General features: G+C 40.6%; 16 protein-coding genes and 2 riboswitches. Of the genes, 13 read left to right on the top strand and 3 right to left on the bottom strand.

Features of this window, described 5'->3' with window-relative positions; translation table 11 throughout:
• Positions 1-6: 6 nt before the first annotated feature.
• A complete protein-coding gene (locus K9B36_RS17035; RefSeq protein ID WP_451923549.1) occupies positions 7-879 on the bottom strand; it encodes a hypothetical protein in 873 nt (290 codons plus the stop codon).
• Between the two features lie 235 nt (positions 880-1,114).
• Positions 1,115-1,624 (bottom strand): universal stress protein, encoded by a 510-nt coding sequence (locus tag K9B36_RS04810; protein WP_223700847.1) that lies wholly within the window; start codon positions 1,622-1,624, stop codon positions 1,115-1,117.
• Between the two features lie 518 nt (positions 1,625-2,142).
• On the opposite strand from K9B36_RS04810, the gene K9B36_RS04805 reads away from it, so the two are divergent.
• The 13 genes from K9B36_RS04805 (at position 2,143) to thiE (ending at position 15,395) form a co-directional block, all read left to right on the top strand.
• A complete protein-coding gene (locus K9B36_RS04805; protein WP_223700846.1) occupies positions 2,143-4,062 on the top strand; it encodes a transglycosylase domain-containing protein in 1,920 nt (639 codons plus the stop codon).
• Positions 4,063-4,689: 627 nt separating this feature from the next.
• Positions 4,690-5,967: an MFS transporter gene (locus K9B36_RS04800; protein ID WP_223700845.1), complete on the top strand. Its 1,278-nt coding sequence runs from the start codon at positions 4,690-4,692 to the stop codon at positions 5,965-5,967.
• A 117-nt stretch (positions 5,968-6,084) separates the two neighbouring features.
• Positions 6,085-6,191, top strand: a riboswitch (TPP riboswitch).
• Positions 6,192-6,303: 112 nt separating this feature from the next.
• The gene (gene tenA, locus K9B36_RS04795; protein ID WP_223700844.1) at positions 6,304-6,990 is read left to right on the top strand and encodes a thiaminase II; all 687 of its coding nucleotides are present in this window, start codon (positions 6,304-6,306) and stop codon (positions 6,988-6,990) included.
• A gap of 14 nt (positions 6,991-7,004) precedes the next feature.
• Positions 7,005-7,586, top strand: coding sequence for an ECF transporter S component (locus tag K9B36_RS04790; protein WP_223700843.1), 582 nt, complete (start codon positions 7,005-7,007; stop codon positions 7,584-7,586).
• Positions 7,587-7,601: 15 nt separating this feature from the next.
• Entirely contained in the window at positions 7,602-9,074 is a 1,473-nt protein-coding gene (locus K9B36_RS04785) for an ABC transporter ATP-binding protein (RefSeq protein WP_223700842.1), read from the top strand.
• Positions 9,055-9,855, top strand: a complete 801-nt coding sequence (locus tag K9B36_RS04780) for an energy-coupling factor transporter transmembrane component T family protein (RefSeq protein ID WP_223700841.1) — start codon at positions 9,055-9,057, stop codon at positions 9,853-9,855. The genes K9B36_RS04785 and K9B36_RS04780 overlap by 20 nt, the downstream gene beginning before the upstream one ends.
• A gap of 97 nt (positions 9,856-9,952) precedes the next feature.
• A riboswitch (TPP riboswitch) is annotated at positions 9,953-10,059 on the top strand.
• A 119-nt stretch (positions 10,060-10,178) separates the two neighbouring features.
• Positions 10,179-10,799, top strand: a complete 621-nt coding sequence (tenI, locus tag K9B36_RS04775) for a thiazole tautomerase TenI (protein WP_223700840.1) — start codon at positions 10,179-10,181, stop codon at positions 10,797-10,799.
• Positions 10,789-11,916, top strand: a complete 1,128-nt coding sequence (thiO, locus tag K9B36_RS04770; RefSeq protein WP_223700839.1) for a glycine oxidase ThiO — start codon at positions 10,789-10,791, stop codon at positions 11,914-11,916. The genes tenI and thiO overlap by 11 nt, the downstream gene beginning before the upstream one ends.
• Before the next feature lie 6 nt (positions 11,917-11,922).
• On the top strand, positions 11,923-12,126 hold the full coding sequence (gene thiS, locus K9B36_RS04765; RefSeq protein ID WP_223700838.1) for a sulfur carrier protein ThiS: 204 nt from the start codon (positions 11,923-11,925) through the stop codon (positions 12,124-12,126).
• Positions 12,123-12,896, top strand: coding sequence for a thiazole synthase (locus K9B36_RS04760; protein ID WP_223700837.1), 774 nt, complete (start codon positions 12,123-12,125; stop codon positions 12,894-12,896). The genes thiS and K9B36_RS04760 overlap by 4 nt, the downstream gene beginning before the upstream one ends.
• Entirely contained in the window at positions 12,893-13,918 is a 1,026-nt protein-coding gene (locus K9B36_RS04755; protein ID WP_223701004.1) for a thiazole biosynthesis adenylyltransferase ThiF, read from the top strand. The genes K9B36_RS04760 and K9B36_RS04755 overlap by 4 nt, the downstream gene beginning before the upstream one ends.
• Before the next feature lie 20 nt (positions 13,919-13,938).
• Positions 13,939-14,742 carry a bifunctional hydroxymethylpyrimidine kinase/phosphomethylpyrimidine kinase gene (thiD, locus tag K9B36_RS04750; RefSeq protein ID WP_223700836.1) on the top strand — a complete coding sequence of 268 codons (804 nt, stop codon included), beginning with the start codon at positions 13,939-13,941 and terminating at the stop codon, positions 14,740-14,742.
• Positions 14,739-15,395 (top strand): thiamine phosphate synthase, encoded by a 657-nt coding sequence (thiE, locus tag K9B36_RS04745; RefSeq protein WP_223700835.1) that lies wholly within the window; start codon positions 14,739-14,741, stop codon positions 15,393-15,395. The genes thiD and thiE overlap by 4 nt, the downstream gene beginning before the upstream one ends.
• Positions 15,396-15,821: 426 nt before the next feature.
• Here thiE and hmpA read toward each other — a convergent pair whose 3' ends face one another.
• Positions 15,822-17,045 (bottom strand): NO-inducible flavohemoprotein, encoded by a 1,224-nt coding sequence (gene hmpA, locus K9B36_RS04740; protein ID WP_223700834.1) that lies wholly within the window; start codon positions 17,043-17,045, stop codon positions 15,822-15,824.
• Positions 17,046-17,197: the final 152 nt, after the last annotated feature.

The raw sequence follows: 17,197 nt of genomic DNA, 5'->3' as shown, positions 1-17,197 counted from the left end.
CAGAGTCTACTGCGAGTGCACTTGGTCCCCCAGCTCCATAGCTCGCTTGCGACTGTTGCGGTGGAGAGGAAGGTGGCGGTCCAGGAGGAGGTCCACTTTGTCCGCCTTGCCCCGGAGGTCCGAATCCTGTCCCTTGTCCTGGAGGTCCGAATCCTGTCCCTTGTCCTGGAGGTCCGAATCCTGTCCCTTGTCCTGGAGGTCCGAATCCTGTCCCTTGTCCTGGAGGTCCGAATCCTGTCCCTTGTCCTGGAGGTCCGAATCCTGTCCCTTGTCCTGGAGGTCCGAATCCTGTCCCTTGTCCTGGAGGTCCGAATCCTGTCCCTTGTCCTGGAGGTCCGAATCCTGTCCCTTGTCCTGGAGGTCCGAATCCTGTCCCTTGTCCTGGAGGTCCGAATCCTGTCCCTTGTCCTGGAGGTCCGAATCCTGTCCCTTGTCCTGGAGGTCCGAATCCTGTCCCTTGTCCTGGAGGTCCGAATCCTGTCCCTTGTCCTGGAGGTCCGAATCCTGTCCCTTGTCCTGGAGGTCCGAATCCTGTCCCTTGTCCTGGAGGTCCGAATCCTGTCCCTTGTCCTGGAGGTCCGAATCCTGTCCCTTGTCCTGGAGGTCCGAATCCTGTCCCTTGTCCTGGAGGTCCGAATCCTGTCCCTTGTCCTGGAGGTCCGAATCCTGTCCCTTGTCCTGGAGGTCCGAATCCTGTCCCTTGTCCTGGAGGTCCGAATCCTGTCCCTTGTCCTGGAGGTCCGAATCCTGTCCCTTGTCCTGGAGGTCCGAATCCTGTCCCTTGTCCTGGAGGTCCGAATCCTGTCCCTTGTCCTGGAGGTCCAAACCCAGGTCCTTGCCCCGGAGGTCCGAATCCTGTCCCTTGTCCTGGAGGTCCAAACCCAGGTCCTTGCCCCGGGGGTCCGAATCCTGTTCCTTGGCCTGATCCTGGTCCGAAAAATGGAGGCATTCCCGGTAATTGTCGATCTGAATTCATAAGGATAACCCCTTTCGTGTTAATTACTTTATAGAGTATGCATATGCCTATATTTTGGTGCTAGTGCATTGCGAAGGGATAGATTTTGACAAAAAAGTCAGGTCTCCAATATAGGAGACCCGACTGAGGGGGTGATATTTATTTTGCTACAAGTACAGGAATGGTAGCCGTATTGGTCACTTTATCACTAACGCTTCCGAGAATAAATTTCTTTAATCCTCCAAGTCCTCTGCTTCCGATAATGATGAGGTCCTTGTTATGTTCTTCTGCATAATTGCAAATTGATTTAGCGGGATCACCCACTAAAATATCTACTTTGGCATCGATGTTTTCTTTAGCGAGCGTTTCATGAAGTTCTCTTGCTTTTTCATCAACAGGATCTTGCTGGTTGTGCTTTGGCTGCTCCTGTGGCACTTTGTTTCTTACATTGTTGGCATACATGTTCATGCCTTCTAGAGCAAAGCCGCCATTAGGCATGGTGGATGTGTGCTGGGTTTGGATAGGAGCTCCTGTCATTTTTTCTTCTATTACCTGCAATATCGTAATATTAGAATCTAAACTTTTTTTCATATCTATTCCAAGCTTAACTGCGTTCATGCTACCATCTGAACCATCGTACGCAATAAGAATATTGTTGAAATTATTCATGTTCTTTCCTCTCCTTTTCACTGTTTCCTTAGTATTTTATGTACCCAGTGCCTAGACTTTTAAACGTAGTCTCATAGCGGAACAACAGGAAATAGATGGTATAGAGAAGTGGTGAAGAAGCTTCAATAAAATACCCTTTAACATTTAACATAGTAGATATAATCAAAGACATTGCAGGTGAAAATAAAGTAGCACAAGAATTGAATCTCTTGATGTAACGATAAGGTATAATGATTGAGGAGACTTTTAAGAGGATTTGTCATTTGGTTGCGGGATCTTGAGATATTAAACCGCGGTTGAGTAACAATAGGTTTTTAAACCACACTGATAGATAAGTTCTGCTTTTAAATATTTTAACTATGAGTATAAGTTTTGTTTTCTAGTAAAATGGGTATTTATAATTGTTTGAAATATAGAGACCAGGTATATATCTCATTCTTCAAGGAAAGATGGGTTTAAACACGACAACCTAATGACGAGAAGAGAGTAAAGATTTTATGCAACTATGGAGGATTTATATGGCAAAGAGAACAAACATAAATAAAAAGCAGGTCAGCTTTCGTGCAATTTTATTGATCACAGGATTACTGGTATTGATTAGCCTGTTGGCAATGCAATTATACATAAAAACGAGGGATGTTAGTGCCTTAACTGAGCCTTTACCTCAATCAACCATAATTTATGATAGGCATGGAGAAGTTGCTAGTAAGCTGACATCCCATAAGATAGAAGGGGTTTCGAGTGATGAAATACCGGATGTAATGAAATTGGCTGTAGTGGCTGTGGAGGATCACCGTTTTTTTGATCATGATGGCTTTGATCTAGTCGGTACGTTTCGTGCATTTTCTTCCAATATTAAAGCTGGTGGAGTAGTTCAAGGAGGAAGCACGATTACTCAACAGTTAGCAAAGAATGTTTTTCTGACGAATGAAAGAACGTTTAAGCGGAAATTTGATGAATTCTTTTTAGCAAAAAAAGTTGAAAAAACATATACAAAGGATCAAATCATCAGTCTTTATTTAAATCAAATATATTTTGGTGAGGGAGCATGGGGAATAAAAAATGCTGCGGCGGTGTATTTTGCAAAAGATCCCCAAGAATTAACTTTGGGTGAGGCAGCAACGCTTGCAGGAATAATTAAAGCACCATCTGCGCTATCTCCATTCAATAATGAAGAACGTGCGATTCAAAGGAGAAACCTTGTCCTGCATCTTATGCATAACCAGGGAATAGTCTCATTACAAGAGCTTGAAGCAGCAAAAGAAGAAAAACTAAATCTAAAAACAAGAGTCGCTGATCCTTATCAGGGAAAATATCCAAGCTATATGGATTACATTTTGGAAGAAGCCGATAAACTGTACGGAATTAGTGGAAATGATCTTTTAGCTGGGGGCTACAAAATATATACCTCTTTGGAACCAAAAGCACAAGAGGCATTGGAAAAGGTATATGCGGAGTCAGCTAACTTCCCGACTGCACCTAATGGAGAAGTGGCACAGAGCAGCGGGATATTAATCGATCCGGAGACTGGTGGGATTCTTGGTCTTATTGGTGGAAGAGAGTACAAATTCCGTGATTTTAATAGAGCCTCTCGTCTGAACAAACAGCCTGGTTCTACGGTCAAACCTTTATTGGTATATACACCTGCATTGGAAAAAGGCTATGGGATCTATGACATGCTAAATGATTCTCCAATCGATATCAATGGCTATAGTCCAGAAAATCATACATTGGATTATCGCGGGGAAGTTTCCATGTATGATGCGGTCCTGAATTCGTATAATGTTCCTGCAGTGTCACTTTTGCATGAAATGGGTGTAGAGGCCGGAATGGAAGCAGCCAAGAAGCTATACCTACCGATAACGGAAGGAGACCGTAATCTTGCAAGTCTTGCACTGGGCGGCCTTACAAATGGAATTGCTCCAAAGCATTTAGCAGAGGCCTATACAATTTATCCTAATAATGGAGAACTGGTAGAATCTCATGCGATAATAAAGATTGAAGCTGCCAATGGAGAGACGGTGGCAAACTACGAAGGAGAGAAAGAACGGGTTATATCAAAAGAAGTAGCAGAAAAAATGACCTTTATCCTGCAAAATGTAGTAGAAGAAGGAAGCGGGAACAACGCTATTATCCAAGGTCGTGATGTGGCTGGAAAGACCGGATCAACCCAAACAATGGATAATAACCATAAAGCAACCTCCAACCAGTGGTTTGTAGGTTTTACTCCTCAAGTGGTAGGAGCCTTTTGGATAGGCTTTGATATACCTTCAGAAGAATTATTTCTACCCATTGTACCTGGAGCTGGAAGCCCTTCTGCGAAAATATTTCAGCAAGTGGTAAAAGATGCACTTGAGGGCGAATCAGTGGAGAGTTTCAACCTCCCAGCTAATCTACAAAAGAAGCAAAGAAATAGCAATTCGAACGGAAACAATTAAAGAGGAATCTCTACAAGAAAATAACGGAAATTGTAAGGAATTGAATTAGAGGCGAAAAAAAGAATAGACTAAGAATAGTGCAATAAAAAAGAAGAGGCTGGGACAAAGGTGTTTTTGCCTTAGAAAAACCCGAAATAATTTGAGTTTTTAAGATCAAATTATTTTCGGGTTTTTTAATGTGTTTAAATATACGTAAAGTTTTTAGGTTACTCAAGCGGTATTGGTGTGCAAGACGAAGACGAGAGTGTATAGCTGTTTTTGCGATACATGGGTTACTGCGGGAGAAGTGGCCGATATGAGACCCCGCAGGCGAAGCTGAAGCTCACGGGTCACCCGCGGAAAGCGAAGTCTAACACGGAATTCAATAGCGTTTTTAAGAGCCGGTACTAAAATTGTTCGTCTTTTGTAAGAGTTATTTCAGTTTTGTCCATCCTCTTCTTTTTTATAGGCCTGTTTTCGCATTGGTTGTTGCTTTTACAAAAAGAGCCTTTTATAAGGTTCATTAAGTCCTTAAATGTATATCTTCCTCCACCTCAAGGAGGATACAAAACGAATCATAAGACTGTTACCAGTGTTTTTATCTGAAAGTAAAATAAAGCTAGATACAAAATGAAGGTGGAGGAAAAGATGAAAAATATGGTACAGATCTTTCAAAATAGAAATTATAGTTTATTGTTCTTATCTGCTTTCACTTCCCAGATGGGGAGTATTATTGGAATTGCCGCTCTTATGCTTTATTTTCTTGATCGCTTTTCCACCAAGCCTTATTATGCGGCAATAACGGAACTGATGTATTCGTTGCCAACCTTAGCAGTGTTTTTCTTAGTCGGGGTGCTTGCGGATAGAATGGATCGGCAGAAAATAGCAGTTCAAAGTGATGTAATTTGTGCTGTGTTATCACTAGGTTTAATGGGAGCAATTTATATTGATTGGCTGCCACTGATTTTTGCGTTATTGTTTTTAAGAAGTGCTGTTTCCAAGTTTTTCTTTCCTGCTCAAGCGGCAATCATACAAGGTATTTTATCAAAAGATGAATACACCGTTGCTGCTGGATTAAATCAAATGACAAGTAGTTTGTTCATGCTGTTCGGGAATGCTTTGGGTATATTTATTTATTGGTCGATTGGTTTACAAGGGGCAATTTTTGTGTGTTTTGTCACTTATGTGATAAGTGCCATTTTAATTAAAGCATGTAAATTGGACGAAATAATCCGTCTTCCAAACGGAAATCATAGTTGGCGCGATCTAAACATGAAGTTTGTGGCGAAAGATTTTAATTCTGGGTTGCTGTATATTCTCAAAAGCCCATTATTAATCTATTTAATTATTGGATTCTTCGTATTTGGAATCGTTAATGGTGGAATGTCTGTTATGCCGGTTTATATTTTGAAATACAAATTGGCTCCTGATAATTATGAGGAAATCATGGTATATGTAGGGATTGTTTTCGGTATATCCGTTCTGCTTGGAAGCATTGTTGCTTCGGTATTAGCGAAAAAACTGAAGCTATATCAGATGGTTATTATCGGGGTAGGAATTTCAGGTGCATTTGTTATAGCATCGGGTTATAGTACTTCAATCGGTTATTATTTCGCATTCAGTGCATTAGTAGGTTTAAGTTTACCTTTTGTTAACATTGGGATAGGAGGTTGGCTCCCGAGAATTGTAGATCCTAAGATGATGGGGAGGGTTCAAGGATGGATTACTCCTATCATGATGTTATCTCAATCAATTACACTCGGAATTATTGCCTTAACATTTCAAAAAGCTCTAAGTATAGAAGGGATATATGTTTTAGTTGGAGGATGCCTTTTATTTGTTTCATTTTTTTATATGCTTACCTTACCGAAGCATTCAGATGTGGAAGAAGTTTCGGCTGTTATAGAAAGGCTACCATCGGTATAATTAGAAAACCTCTGATGCTGAAATATCTTCAACTAAAAAAAGTTTTGACAAATTAGGGAAAACTGATATGATAATTATCAGAATTGTTATTATCTAGCAAACAAAATTTCATACCGTTTTTACCACTAGGGGTGCCTTATAAAGGCTGAGATTAGAGTACAACTCTAAGACTCTTAGAACCTGATCTGGTTAACACCAGCGTAGGGAAGTGGTCGGTCGAGAGCTATACTTTATTTTATGTATAGCATACAACATTGTGTACTCAACCACCTTTCTTGCGCCTGCAGGGAAGGTGGTTTTTTGTTTGTCTAAAAAAAATTATTGGAGGAATGAAGCATGAAATTTTCACAAGAAATTAGAAACAAAGCGGATCATATTTGGGAGGCAAGCTTTCACCATCCGTTTGTTACAGGAATAGCAGATGGAACTTTGTCATTAGAATCGTTCAAGTATTATGTTCTACAGGATGCATATTATTTAAGTCATTTTGCAAGAGTTCAAGCTTTTGCAGGAGCAAAAGCGTTTGACCTGCATACCACATCAAGGCTCGCGGCACATGCTCAAGGAACGTATGAAGCGGAGCTGTCCTTGCATGAGAATTTTTCAAAAAGATTAGGTATTACGGAGGGAGAAAAGCAAAGATTTAAGGCAGCTCCTACTGCACATGCCTATACTTCTCATATGTACCGGGCTGTGTTAACTGGTGGCCTTGGCGAGGTGATCGCAGCACTATTACCATGCTACTGGCTGTATTATGAAATTGGAGAGAAACTTAAAGGTTCCACACCATCTGAGCCTATTTATCAAGAATGGATTGCAGCATATGGTGGAGACTGGTTCCGCGATCTTGTAGAAGAGCAGATTGAAAGATTGGATGAACTCGCAGAAAAGGCAACTGCAGAAGAAAGAGAAAGAATGTTAGAGTACTTTATTATTAGTAGTCAATATGAATATTCCTTCTGGGAAATGGCTTATACACTCGAACAGTGGCCGGTTACTGAAGAAACGGAAATTAAACAATAGGGAGAGCGAAGACAATGAAAAAAGGGTTAAGGCTAACAGACATTTTAGTTACCATTGTTATTGCATTAGTATTTGGTATTGTGTATAAAATTTGGGGACCAGTATATGCCTTTTTGAGTCCAATTGGTCTACAGATTCAAGAACTTTCCTACGGTATGTGGTTTATTGCTGCATCTGTTGCTTATTTGCTCATACGTAAAGCCGGTGTAGCTTTTCTAGCTGAAGTGGCAGCAGCCTCGGGTGAATTCTTGGTTGGTTCAGAATTTGGATTAATGGTGCTTGTTTATGGAGTAATACAGGGGTTATTTGCGGAACTTGTCTTTGCGGGTTTTCGATACAAGCGTTTTGATATGTTGGCTGTTTCTTTAGCAGGCATAGCGGCTGCAATTGGATCTTTGCTGCTTGATTTATTTAGAGGATATTTATTTGATTATGTTTGGTGGAATGTCATGTTATTAATATCCTTTCGAATCATCGGAGCGGTATTGTTAGCTGGAATATTGGCTTATGCAATTGTGAAGGCACTAGAAGCAACGGGAGTTACTAGCCTCTTACGTCCGGCAAGTAAAGAGGATTATGATTCGTTAAGGCACTAAATAGGAGGGATTGCCATGGAACCTTTGATTAAAACGGTAGATTTACGACTTAAATATCCCGGTGGAAAGCAATTGTTTCATGACTTGACACTTTCTATTCATCAAGGAGAGAAAATTTTGATATTAGGACCATCTGGAAGCGGTAAGTCAACACTTCTTCAAGTGCTTTCCGGGTTAATACCTCAGGTGGTCGAAATACCTATGGTCGCAAAAGAACTGGCGCTTCCCGATTCTTGGGGATATGTATTTCAAGATCCCGACTCTCAGTTTTGTATGCCTTTTGTGGATGAGGAACTTGCATTTGTTTTAGAAAATCTAGCGGTTCCAAGAGAATATATGCAGGGGAAAATTGATGACCTTTTGCTGCAGGTTGGCCTTCATCTCCATGATACTCACAAAAGCATTAGAGAGCTTTCAGGTGGGATGAAACAAAGGTTGGCGATTGCTTCGATTTTGGCTATGGAGCCTGAAGTGCTTTTCTTAGATGAACCAACAGCTATGTTGGACCCAGAAGGTACCGAAGCGGTATGGGATACAATAAAAAAAGTTGGAAAAGAGAAGACTGTAATAATCGTGGAACATAAGATTGAACATCTTCGAGACTTTGTTGGTAGAGTAATCGTCCTAGATGAAAAAGCGGAAATTATCGCCGACGGTCCAACGGAAGTTATTTTCAGCGAATGTATTCCTCTTCTAAAAAAATATGGTATCTGGTATCCGGACGTCTGGCAGGATTACTTAAAGGGGCGAGAACTCAAAGAAAGACAAATAGTAGAAGAAGGCCCACCTATCATAGTATTAAAGAACTTTTCCGGTTTTCGAGGAAAAGAAAGGAAAATTAAGGTACAGGAAGCGGTTATAACTAAAGGGGAATGGATCACAATTATTGGAGAAAATGGGGCTGGTAAGAGCACGTTGCTCGAATCCTTGATGAAGCTTTTGAAAACAGAAGGAAAGTATGAACTAGAGGGAAAGGGTGTAAAAGCTCTCCCCACTGATAGTATCACCTTTGTGTTTCAAAATCCGGAATTTCAATTTGTCACAACTTCCGTTTTTGACGAAATTGCTTATACTCTCCGTTTGAAAAAAGTGGACGAAATTGAAATAAAAAAGAGGGTGGAGGAGCTGATGGTAAGGTTTCGATTATCTCATGTTAAGGATCATCATCCTTATCAGCTTTCCATGGGACAAAAACGACGCTTGAGCGTGGCTGCTGCAGTTGTCCACCAACCTAAAATACTTTTACTTGATGAGCCTACTTTTGGACAGGACAGTAAAAATACTTTTTCCATGCTGGAATGGCTCGAAATGATAAAGAGTGAAGGGGGAACGATTGTTATGGTTACTCATGATCTTCATATAGTAGAAGAATTTGCTGATAAGATCTGGTTGCTAGAAGATGGAGAACTTGCTTCCATTTTGAGTAACGAAGCGTTTCAGTCTAATCAGCGGAGTAGGAGAGAACATCATGCAGTTGGCGCTTTATAATAACAAAACATGGATGTACCAGGTAAATCCGAGCTTAAAATTAATGTTGATGATCATTCTATTTATTAGCATATTATTTATTCATAATATAAATGTGATGATTAACTTGACGTCTTTATTTTTGGTAGTCTATCTTCTTTTTGCCGGTTATTCTTTAAAACTCAAAAGTCTGTTATTAATACCATTCCTGATTCTTTTTCTTTCTTCCTCGATGTCAATGATTATGTTTGGAAAGGGAGATACTACCCTGTTTCAAGCAGGTATTATCCACGTAACAGAAGAAAGTCTTTTCAGAGGAGTACATTTAGGGTTACGTTCGATGGCTTTTGCATTTTGTGGACTGATTTTTGCCCTGACAACCAAACCTGTTTTTTTATTCTATTCTTTAATGCAGCAATGCAAGCTTCCTCCTAAATATGCTTATGGATTTATGGCTGGTGTACGTTTACTTCCTATCATGCTAGAGGAGTTTTTCACCATAAGAAAAGCACTAATGGTAAGGGGAGTAGAGCAGAAAAAAGGGTTAGGAGCGCTCATTAAAAAACTGCATTATTACAGTATCCCTTTGCTATCACAGAGCATTAGAAGGGCTCATCGAATTGCGGTTGCGATGGAGGCTAAGCGTTTTATGAAACAACAGAATCGTACATACTATTATCATATAGGCTATGGTAAGAATGATGTGTGGTTTATTGGGGTTTTTATTATCGTGTATGCCTTGTCCTATCTTGTTGCTTTTTATACACCATTTTTTCCGATTACAGATGTTCGGTATGGATGATGCTGCCAAAAATCATTTTGCACCCATAACCTTAACAATTTAGTTTAACGTAGCTAATAGAGGAGCAACTATGCTATACTAAGAGCAACAAACGAATACAGAACACTAGGGGAGTCATAATTGACTGAGATGGAAAGAGAGATTTCCAGACCCTTTGAACCTGATCTGGCTAATACCAGCGTAGGGAAGTGGAACCGCTCTATTATTGTAGGGGAAATTACATACCACATATAGACCAACCACTCTTTACGAAAAGAGTGGTTTTTTTATGCGCAATTTTTGGTTTTGTCCCCTCGAATGGTTTGGAAGAAGGGTGAAATGAAATGAAGTTGCATGTCATTACAGATGGTAAAAAAACAGAAAAGGAACTTGTGGATATTCTTTGTGGCATACATTCCTTTGTAGACATTATTCACATTAGAGAAAAGCAACGAACAGCAAAAGAATTGGTAAGTTTAATAAAGAACTTGACAGATCAAGGTGTACCTCTTAAGAAACTTATTGTTAATGACCGTGTGGATGTTGCCTATGCAATGGGAGCAAGAGGAGTACAGCTTGCTTATCATAGTCTGGAAGTTTCTGAAGTTCGTAGAATCTTTCCGCTGCTTCATGTTGGATGCTCTGTGCATTCTTTTGACGAGGCAGTAAAGGCTCAACACGATGGTGCTGATTATGTTCTATATGGCCATGTATACCGAACGTCCTCGAAAATCGGCTTGCAACCAAGAGGATTAAAGGAATTAAGAAAGAAGTTAGCTTCCCTTTCTATCCCTGTTATTGCTATTGGGGGCATTACACCAGAGAAGGTGGAGGAGCTCAAGGCCTGTGGCGTAGATGGAATTGCCATAATGTCGGGAATAATGGATGCTCCAGATCCTGTAAAAGCTGCTAGAAACTATAAATCTAAGGTACTGGTAGAAACGGAGGGACTCCATGAATACTAGTTATGATGTCATTATTGTTGGCGGAGGGGTAAACGGTTGTGCCGCAGCCTATTATTTAAGTAAAAGCGGAAAGAAAGTTCTTTTGCTTGAAAAGGACCTTGTTGCTTCCAAAGCATCGCGTGCCGCAGCAGGCATGTTAGGTGCTCAAGTGGAGATCACAGAGGAGGGTGCACTCTTCAAAATAGCGAAGGAGAGTCGAGCTTTGTTCCCTGAGCTTCAGATGGAACTAAAAGAAGTTTCCGGCATTGATATAGAATTGGTGCAAAAAGGAATGCTCAAGGTAGCTAGAAGTAAAAAGGAAGCTATACGATTAAAGGAAACGATTCTTACTCAAAATCGTATGGGGGAGAAGACGGATTGGATTGGTAAAGATGAAGTGTTCAGGAGAGAACCGGAGCTTAGTGGGGATGTAGTAGGTGCAATGGACATTCCATTGGATGGCCATGTAAATCCGGAAAGGTTAACAGTCTCTTTTGCTAAAGCTGCAATAAATTTTGGTGCAACTGTTATGGAGCATATAGAGGTCTTTTCCTTTCAGGAGGCTGGAAATATTGTTCAGGCTGTCGAAACGAGCGAGGGAACATTTACTGCTTCCACTTTTGTTGTAGCAGCGGGAGCGTGGAGTAAAAGGGTGTTGGCTGGAACAGATTTAATGATCTCTGCCTTCCCTGTTAAAGGGGAATGTTTCTCTGTGTTGACGGCACGTCCTATCCTAACAAGTACAATTTTTACAGAATCCTGTTACATCGTTCCGAAAAACAATAACCGGCTAGTGGTGGGAGCAACAATGATTGAAGGGACTTTTTCCGACCAAGTCACATTAGGCGGTCTTTCCCACTTAATGAAAGAAGCCACCAAAATATTGCCTGGAATTGCTAGTGCAACCTTTGAACAGTCCTGGGCAGGAATACGCCCCCAAACCGGGGATGGTCTTCCGTTTTTAGGAAAACATCCAACATTAACTAACTTGATTATTGCTACAGGCCATTATCGCAATGGGATATTACTGGCACCAATCACTGGAAAACTGGTAGTCAGCATGGTATATGAGGAGGAAATGCCTGCTTACATGGAGGCATTTTCACTGGCAAGATTAAATGAACCTTTAAAGAGGTGAAGGAAAATGAAATTATTGATAAATGGCGATACCGTAGAAGTGCCGGAGAATGTAACCAATGTGGAAGATCTACTAAAACATTTCGGTCTTGATCAAAAAGTAGTCATTGTAGAAAAAAATAAAGATATTTTACAAAAAGAAAGCCATCAAAAAGAAAGTGTTGCTGAAGGAGATCAGCTAGAATTAGTACATTTTGTAGGAGGCGGATGAAAATGTTAAAAATCGGTTCAAATACTTTTAATTCTCGTTTATTACTTGGTACGGGAAAATATCCAAACTTTGATATGCAAAAAGAGGCGGTTGATGTTTCAGAATCAGAGATTTTAACCTTTGCTGTTAGACGAATGAATATTTTTGAAGCTAGTCAGCCGAATTTTCTGGAAAAGTTGGATCTTACAAACTTCACTCTTTTACCAAATACAGCAGGGGCAAAAACGGCAGAGGAAGCGGTAAGAATAGCCAAGCTGGCTAAAGCATCCGGATTATGTGACATGATTAAAGTTGAAGTGATTGGATGCTGGAAAACATTGTTGCCGGACCCGGTTGAAACGTTAAAAGCCACAGAAGAGCTGCTAAAGGAAGGTTTTATTGTTTTACCGTACACCTCGGATGATGTAGTACTTGCTAGAAAACTAGAAGAACTTGGCGCACATGCAATTATGCCTGGCGCTTCACCAATTGGTTCTGGTCAAGGAATCATTAATGAATTAAATTTAAGCTTTATTATCGAACAAGCGAATGTGCCAGTTATCGTTGATGCAGGTATAGGATCTCCCGCTGATGCTGCAAGGGCAATGGAACTTGGAGCGGATGGGGTTCTTTTAAATACTGCCGTATCAGCGGCAAAAGATCCTGTTAAAATGGCGCATGCCATGAAATTAGCGATTGAAGCAGGTCGCCTTGGTTATGAAGCAGGTCGCATGGAAAAGAAACGTTACGCAACGGCGAGTAGTCCAAGTGAAGGAATGAGCGTGGGATAATGGACCGTTATTCTCGGCAAACCCTCTTCGCACCAATTGGGGTGGAAGGTCAAAGGCAAATAAGTGACAAGCATGTGCTATTAATTGGTGCTGGAGCACTTGGAACTGGTAATGCAGAGGCACTCGTCCGAGCGGGAGTAGGAAAGCTGACTATTATTGACCGGGATTATGTGGAGTGGAGTAATCTACAACGGCAGCAGCTGTATAGCGAAGAGGATGCAAAACAAAAGCTTCCAAAAGCAATAGCTGCCAAAAACCGCTTACAAGAAATTAATGTCGAAGTTGAACTAGTTGCACTCGTAGCAGATGTGACAGCGGAGAGCCTTGAACAACGGATAAAAGCAGAAAAAGTTGATTTGATGCTTGATGCAACTGATAATTTCGATATACGAATGATTATGAACGATGTAGCGCAGAAATACGAGATTCCCTGGGTGTATGGAGCATGTGTGGGAAGCTACGGACTTACATTTACCATCCTGCCAGGTGTGACTCCATGTCTTCACTGCCTACTTAAAAAGGTACCGCTTGGAGGAGCAACATGCGACACAGTAGGGATTATTGCTCCTGCCGTTGGAATGGTAGTGTCCCATCAGGTGGCAGAGGCACTTAAGATCCTTTCAGGTAACATGGAGGATTGTCGAACAAAGCTAGTTTCGTTTGACCTGTGGAAGAATCAATATGTAGCGTTAGAGGTACAAAAACTAAAAGACCTTAACTGTCCTAGTTGTGGTATTCAGAGAACCTACCCCAATATTAGTTTTAAGAACCAAACTAAAACAGCCGTTTTATGCGGAAGAGATTCTGTTCAGATTCGTCCTTCATCTGATGGCGAAAGAAATCTTACCGAACTGAAAACTATATTAGAAAATCAAGGGCTTCCAGTAGAAAATAACCCTTATCTATTATCTTTTGAAATTAAGGATCATCGAATAGTAGCCTTTAAGGATGGTAGAGTCCTTGTTCATGGAACTAAGAATATTAATGAAGCAAAATCATTGTATTACCGATACTTTGGATAAGAAACGAAGGTGTATAGTCTATGGTATATAAAGCATTAACTATTGCTGGTTCTGATTGTGGCGGTGGAGCTGGAATTCAAGCGGATATCAAAACCTTTCAGGAGCTTGATGTTTATGGGATGTCAACGATAACGGCAATTACTGCTCAAAATACGGTCGGTGTTCAAGGAGTCTACCCTGCATCCATAGAAGCGGTTGTGCAGCAGATGAATTCCATTCATGACGATCTCCGGCCTGATGCTCTTAAAACTGGTATGCTTTTTAGTAGTGAATTGATTGAGGCGGTTGCAAGGCACATCAAATTATTTGAGTGGAACAACCTAGTGGTTGATCCAGTAATGATTGCCAAAGGGGGAGCAAAGCTTTTGCAAGAAGAAGCGATTCGTTCGCTCAGGGAGTCACTCATTCCGCTTGCTACTGTTATCACCCCCAATATTCCAGAAGCCGAGGTGCTAACAGAACGCTCGATTGAGACAATAGAACAAAGAAGAAAAGCAGCAGAAATTCTTCATAAGCTTGGAGCGGATTATGTTGTTATCAAAGGTGGACATGGTAAAGAGGAAGAGTTGGTTGATCTATTGTTCGACGGAAGCACTTTCCATGAACTGAAAAGTACCCGAATCATTACCAAAAACACACATGGTACTGGCTGCACCTTTGCTGCTGCCATTACAGCCGAGTTAGCAAAAGGAAGTTCTGTTGAAGAGGCTGTTCAGGTTGCCAAACAATTTATACATGCCGCAATCAGAGATGACCTTAGAATAGGGAGCGGGCATGGTCCGACAAACCATTGGGCATATCGGAAAGAGGGCATTAGAGTATGAGCATGGCAAGGGAACTTTTGAGATTATACTTTGTAATGGGAAGTAGTAACTGCCGGGATCAGGATCCTCTGAAGGTTCTTCAAGCTGCGATTGATGGTGGGATTTCTCTTTTCCAATACCGTGAAAAAGGTGCAAACGCTAAGACCGGTGAGGAGAAAAAAAAGCTTGCTGAGAAACTAATGGCGAAATGTAGAATGGCAGGTATTCCTTTTATTGTAAATGATGATGTGGAGCTGGCTTGTTCCATTGGTGCCGATGGTGTACATATTGGTCAAGACGATGGGTCTATATTAGAAATTAGAAAGAGGATGGAAGGAAAGCTTCTAGGTGTTTCAGTGCATAATGTACAAGAAGCAAATGAGGCACTGATAATGGGAGCAGACTATCTCGGTGTAGGTCCAATGTACTTTACAAGCACAAAAGAAGACTTACATGAAATCCAAGGGCCCGGAGTTATACAACAGATTAGAGCTGCTGGAGTTAACCTGCCGATTGTTGGAATAGGTGGAATAACATTTGAGAATGTAATGGATGTTATAAATGCAGGGGCAGATGGAGTTGCTATTATTACTGCTATAACACATGCCCAATCACCACTAGAAGCAGCAAAAGAGTTAAGAGAGATGGTGGAAAAAGCAGAATCGAGCTTTTAGGTTATTTTCGCATACTTTTTGCTTCTGCTGAGTGCGGATATGAACAAGAGAGACTATCGTTTAAGAATAGGTAGTACAGTTATTGTGGAGGAAACTGAGAATAACCAAATAGCACATAATAAAGCTCAGAGTTTATTGCTCTGAGCTTGTTTACTTTAGGGTAGCTATTCATTGGAGCCTAGTAGCTGGTGGTAGCGTAATATGTCGTCGTGTGTCGAATGGCATTTATATTGCTTCAAATGGACCATAAAATGCAAAAGTAGCTTATAAATCAAAAAGTTGGACAATAAAACAATAAGTTGGACAATAAATCAAAAAGTTGGACAATAAAACAATAAGTTGGATCAAATAATAATTTTTATGTGCAGGATAGTCAGCCCAATGTTATCCTGAACTACTTAATTTTAGAAATCTTCCTTGCTTGAATTAATTTATTGCTTGTTTTTGTTTAAGATCCATAGCTGGTCCGAAAAATTCATAATGAATCCTGTCTGCAGGAAGACCGATATTTTCTAAATGCCCAATTATCGCTTTCATAAATGGGGCGGGTCCACATACATAAACTAATGCATTTGACTCTATGTTAAGGTTTTTAAGAAACTCCTCTGTGATGTATCCTTCATGATGAAACTTTTCTTTCTTGCGATCTTCCTCTTCAGGTGTCTCATAAACAAAGATTGCCTTTGCATTACTTTTCTCAATAAGTGCTTTCTCTACCTCTTCATTAAAAGCATGAACAGTTCCATTTCTGCTAGCGTGGACAAAGGTTACTTGCTGTGTTGGGGCCGCTGTTTTTAACATACTCAGCAAAGGTGTGATGCCTACTCCGCCGCTTATTAAATATACTGGAGCATTTGTACCTGTTTGCAGTGTGAATTCACCAGCGGGAGCAGTGATTTCTATTACATCTCCAACATTTACATGGTCATGTAGATAATTGGAAGCTTTTCCTTCAGGTTGTTGTAGTTCTGCTTCTTTTTTGACTGAGATGCGATAATAGTCTCCATTAGATGCATCCGACAGGCTATATTGTCTGTTAACAAGATATGTCTCACCTGGAATGCTTAACCGTACAGTAATATATTGCCCTGCTGAATATGGAGGGAGCTTAGAACCGTCCGAAGGTTTTAGATAGAACGATGTGATAACGGAGCTCTCTGTTTCCTTCTTAACAACTTCGAAAGACTTGTAGTCCAGCCAGCCGTTCTTTTGATTTTCGACTTCATGATACATTTCTTTTTCCACATCAATAAATACCTGGGCGATGACTCCGTAGGCTTCTCCCCATGCTTCGAGTATATCCTCTGTTGCCGCATCTCCTAAGACTTCTTTTATTGCTAAGAGTAAGTATTTTCCTACAATAGGATAATGTTCCGGCTTTACTTGCAAGCTTCTATGCTTTTGAGCAATCTGCTTTACAGCGGGCAACAGAATTTCCAACTGATCAATATAGGTAGCAGCCGCATAAACAGTGTTAGCTAAAGCTGTTTGTTGTCTACCTTTCGATTGATTTGCATGATTAAAGATATTAAGTAATTCGGGATGATTCTCAAAAAGATTTTTATAAAAACATGTAGTAATTTGTACCCCTTTGTCTGCTAGAACAGGTGCAGTTGCCTTGACTATTTGAATGGTTTTTTGATCTAACATCTTCATTACCCCTTTAAAGATATATTTTAAATACATCTTTATGATAAGCGATAGATGAGGATAAAGTAATATATATAATACTTCTTTAACCAAATTGTCACATTGTTATGTCAGTAATGTGAAAGGAGAAAGCTTTTTTAAGGAAGGGGAGT

Source organism: Sutcliffiella deserti (assembly GCF_020037475.1).
Classification (GTDB): domain Bacteria; phylum Bacillota; class Bacilli; order Bacillales; family Bacillaceae_I; genus Sutcliffiella_A; species Sutcliffiella_A deserti.
Note: the sequence above shows the minus strand (reverse complement) of the source record. Positions and strands in the feature narration are given on the sequence as shown.

Bases quoted from the DNA above. Each gene is read 5' to 3' on its own strand.
- thiO (WP_223700839.1), top strand. From the start codon at position 10,789: ATGAATACTAGTTATGATGTCATTATTGTTGGCGGAGGGGTAAACGGT.
- hmpA (WP_223700834.1), bottom strand. From the start codon at position 17,045: ATGTTAGATCAAAAAACCATTCAAATAGTCAAGGCAACTGCACCTGTT.
- K9B36_RS04760 (WP_223700837.1), top strand. From the start codon at position 12,123: ATGAAAATGTTAAAAATCGGTTCAAATACTTTTAATTCTCGTTTATTA.
- K9B36_RS04800 (WP_223700845.1), top strand. From the start codon at position 4,690: ATGAAAAATATGGTACAGATCTTTCAAAATAGAAATTATAGTTTATTG.
- K9B36_RS04810 (WP_223700847.1), bottom strand. From the start codon at position 1,624: ATGAATAATTTCAACAATATTCTTATTGCGTACGATGGTTCAGATGGT.
- tenI (WP_223700840.1), top strand. From the start codon at position 10,179: ATGAAGTTGCATGTCATTACAGATGGTAAAAAAACAGAAAAGGAACTT.
- K9B36_RS04780 (WP_223700841.1), top strand. From the start codon at position 9,055: ATGCAGTTGGCGCTTTATAATAACAAAACATGGATGTACCAGGTAAAT.
- K9B36_RS04790 (WP_223700843.1), top strand. From the start codon at position 7,005: ATGAAAAAAGGGTTAAGGCTAACAGACATTTTAGTTACCATTGTTATT.
- K9B36_RS04785 (WP_223700842.1), top strand. From the start codon at position 7,602: ATGGAACCTTTGATTAAAACGGTAGATTTACGACTTAAATATCCCGGT.
- tenA (WP_223700844.1), top strand. From the start codon at position 6,304: ATGAAATTTTCACAAGAAATTAGAAACAAAGCGGATCATATTTGGGAG.
- thiE (WP_223700835.1), top strand. From the start codon at position 14,739: ATGAGCATGGCAAGGGAACTTTTGAGATTATACTTTGTAATGGGAAGT.
- K9B36_RS04805 (WP_223700846.1), top strand. From the start codon at position 2,143: ATGGCAAAGAGAACAAACATAAATAAAAAGCAGGTCAGCTTTCGTGCA.
- thiS (WP_223700838.1), top strand. From the start codon at position 11,923: ATGAAATTATTGATAAATGGCGATACCGTAGAAGTGCCGGAGAATGTA.
- thiD (WP_223700836.1), top strand. From the start codon at position 13,939: ATGGTATATAAAGCATTAACTATTGCTGGTTCTGATTGTGGCGGTGGA.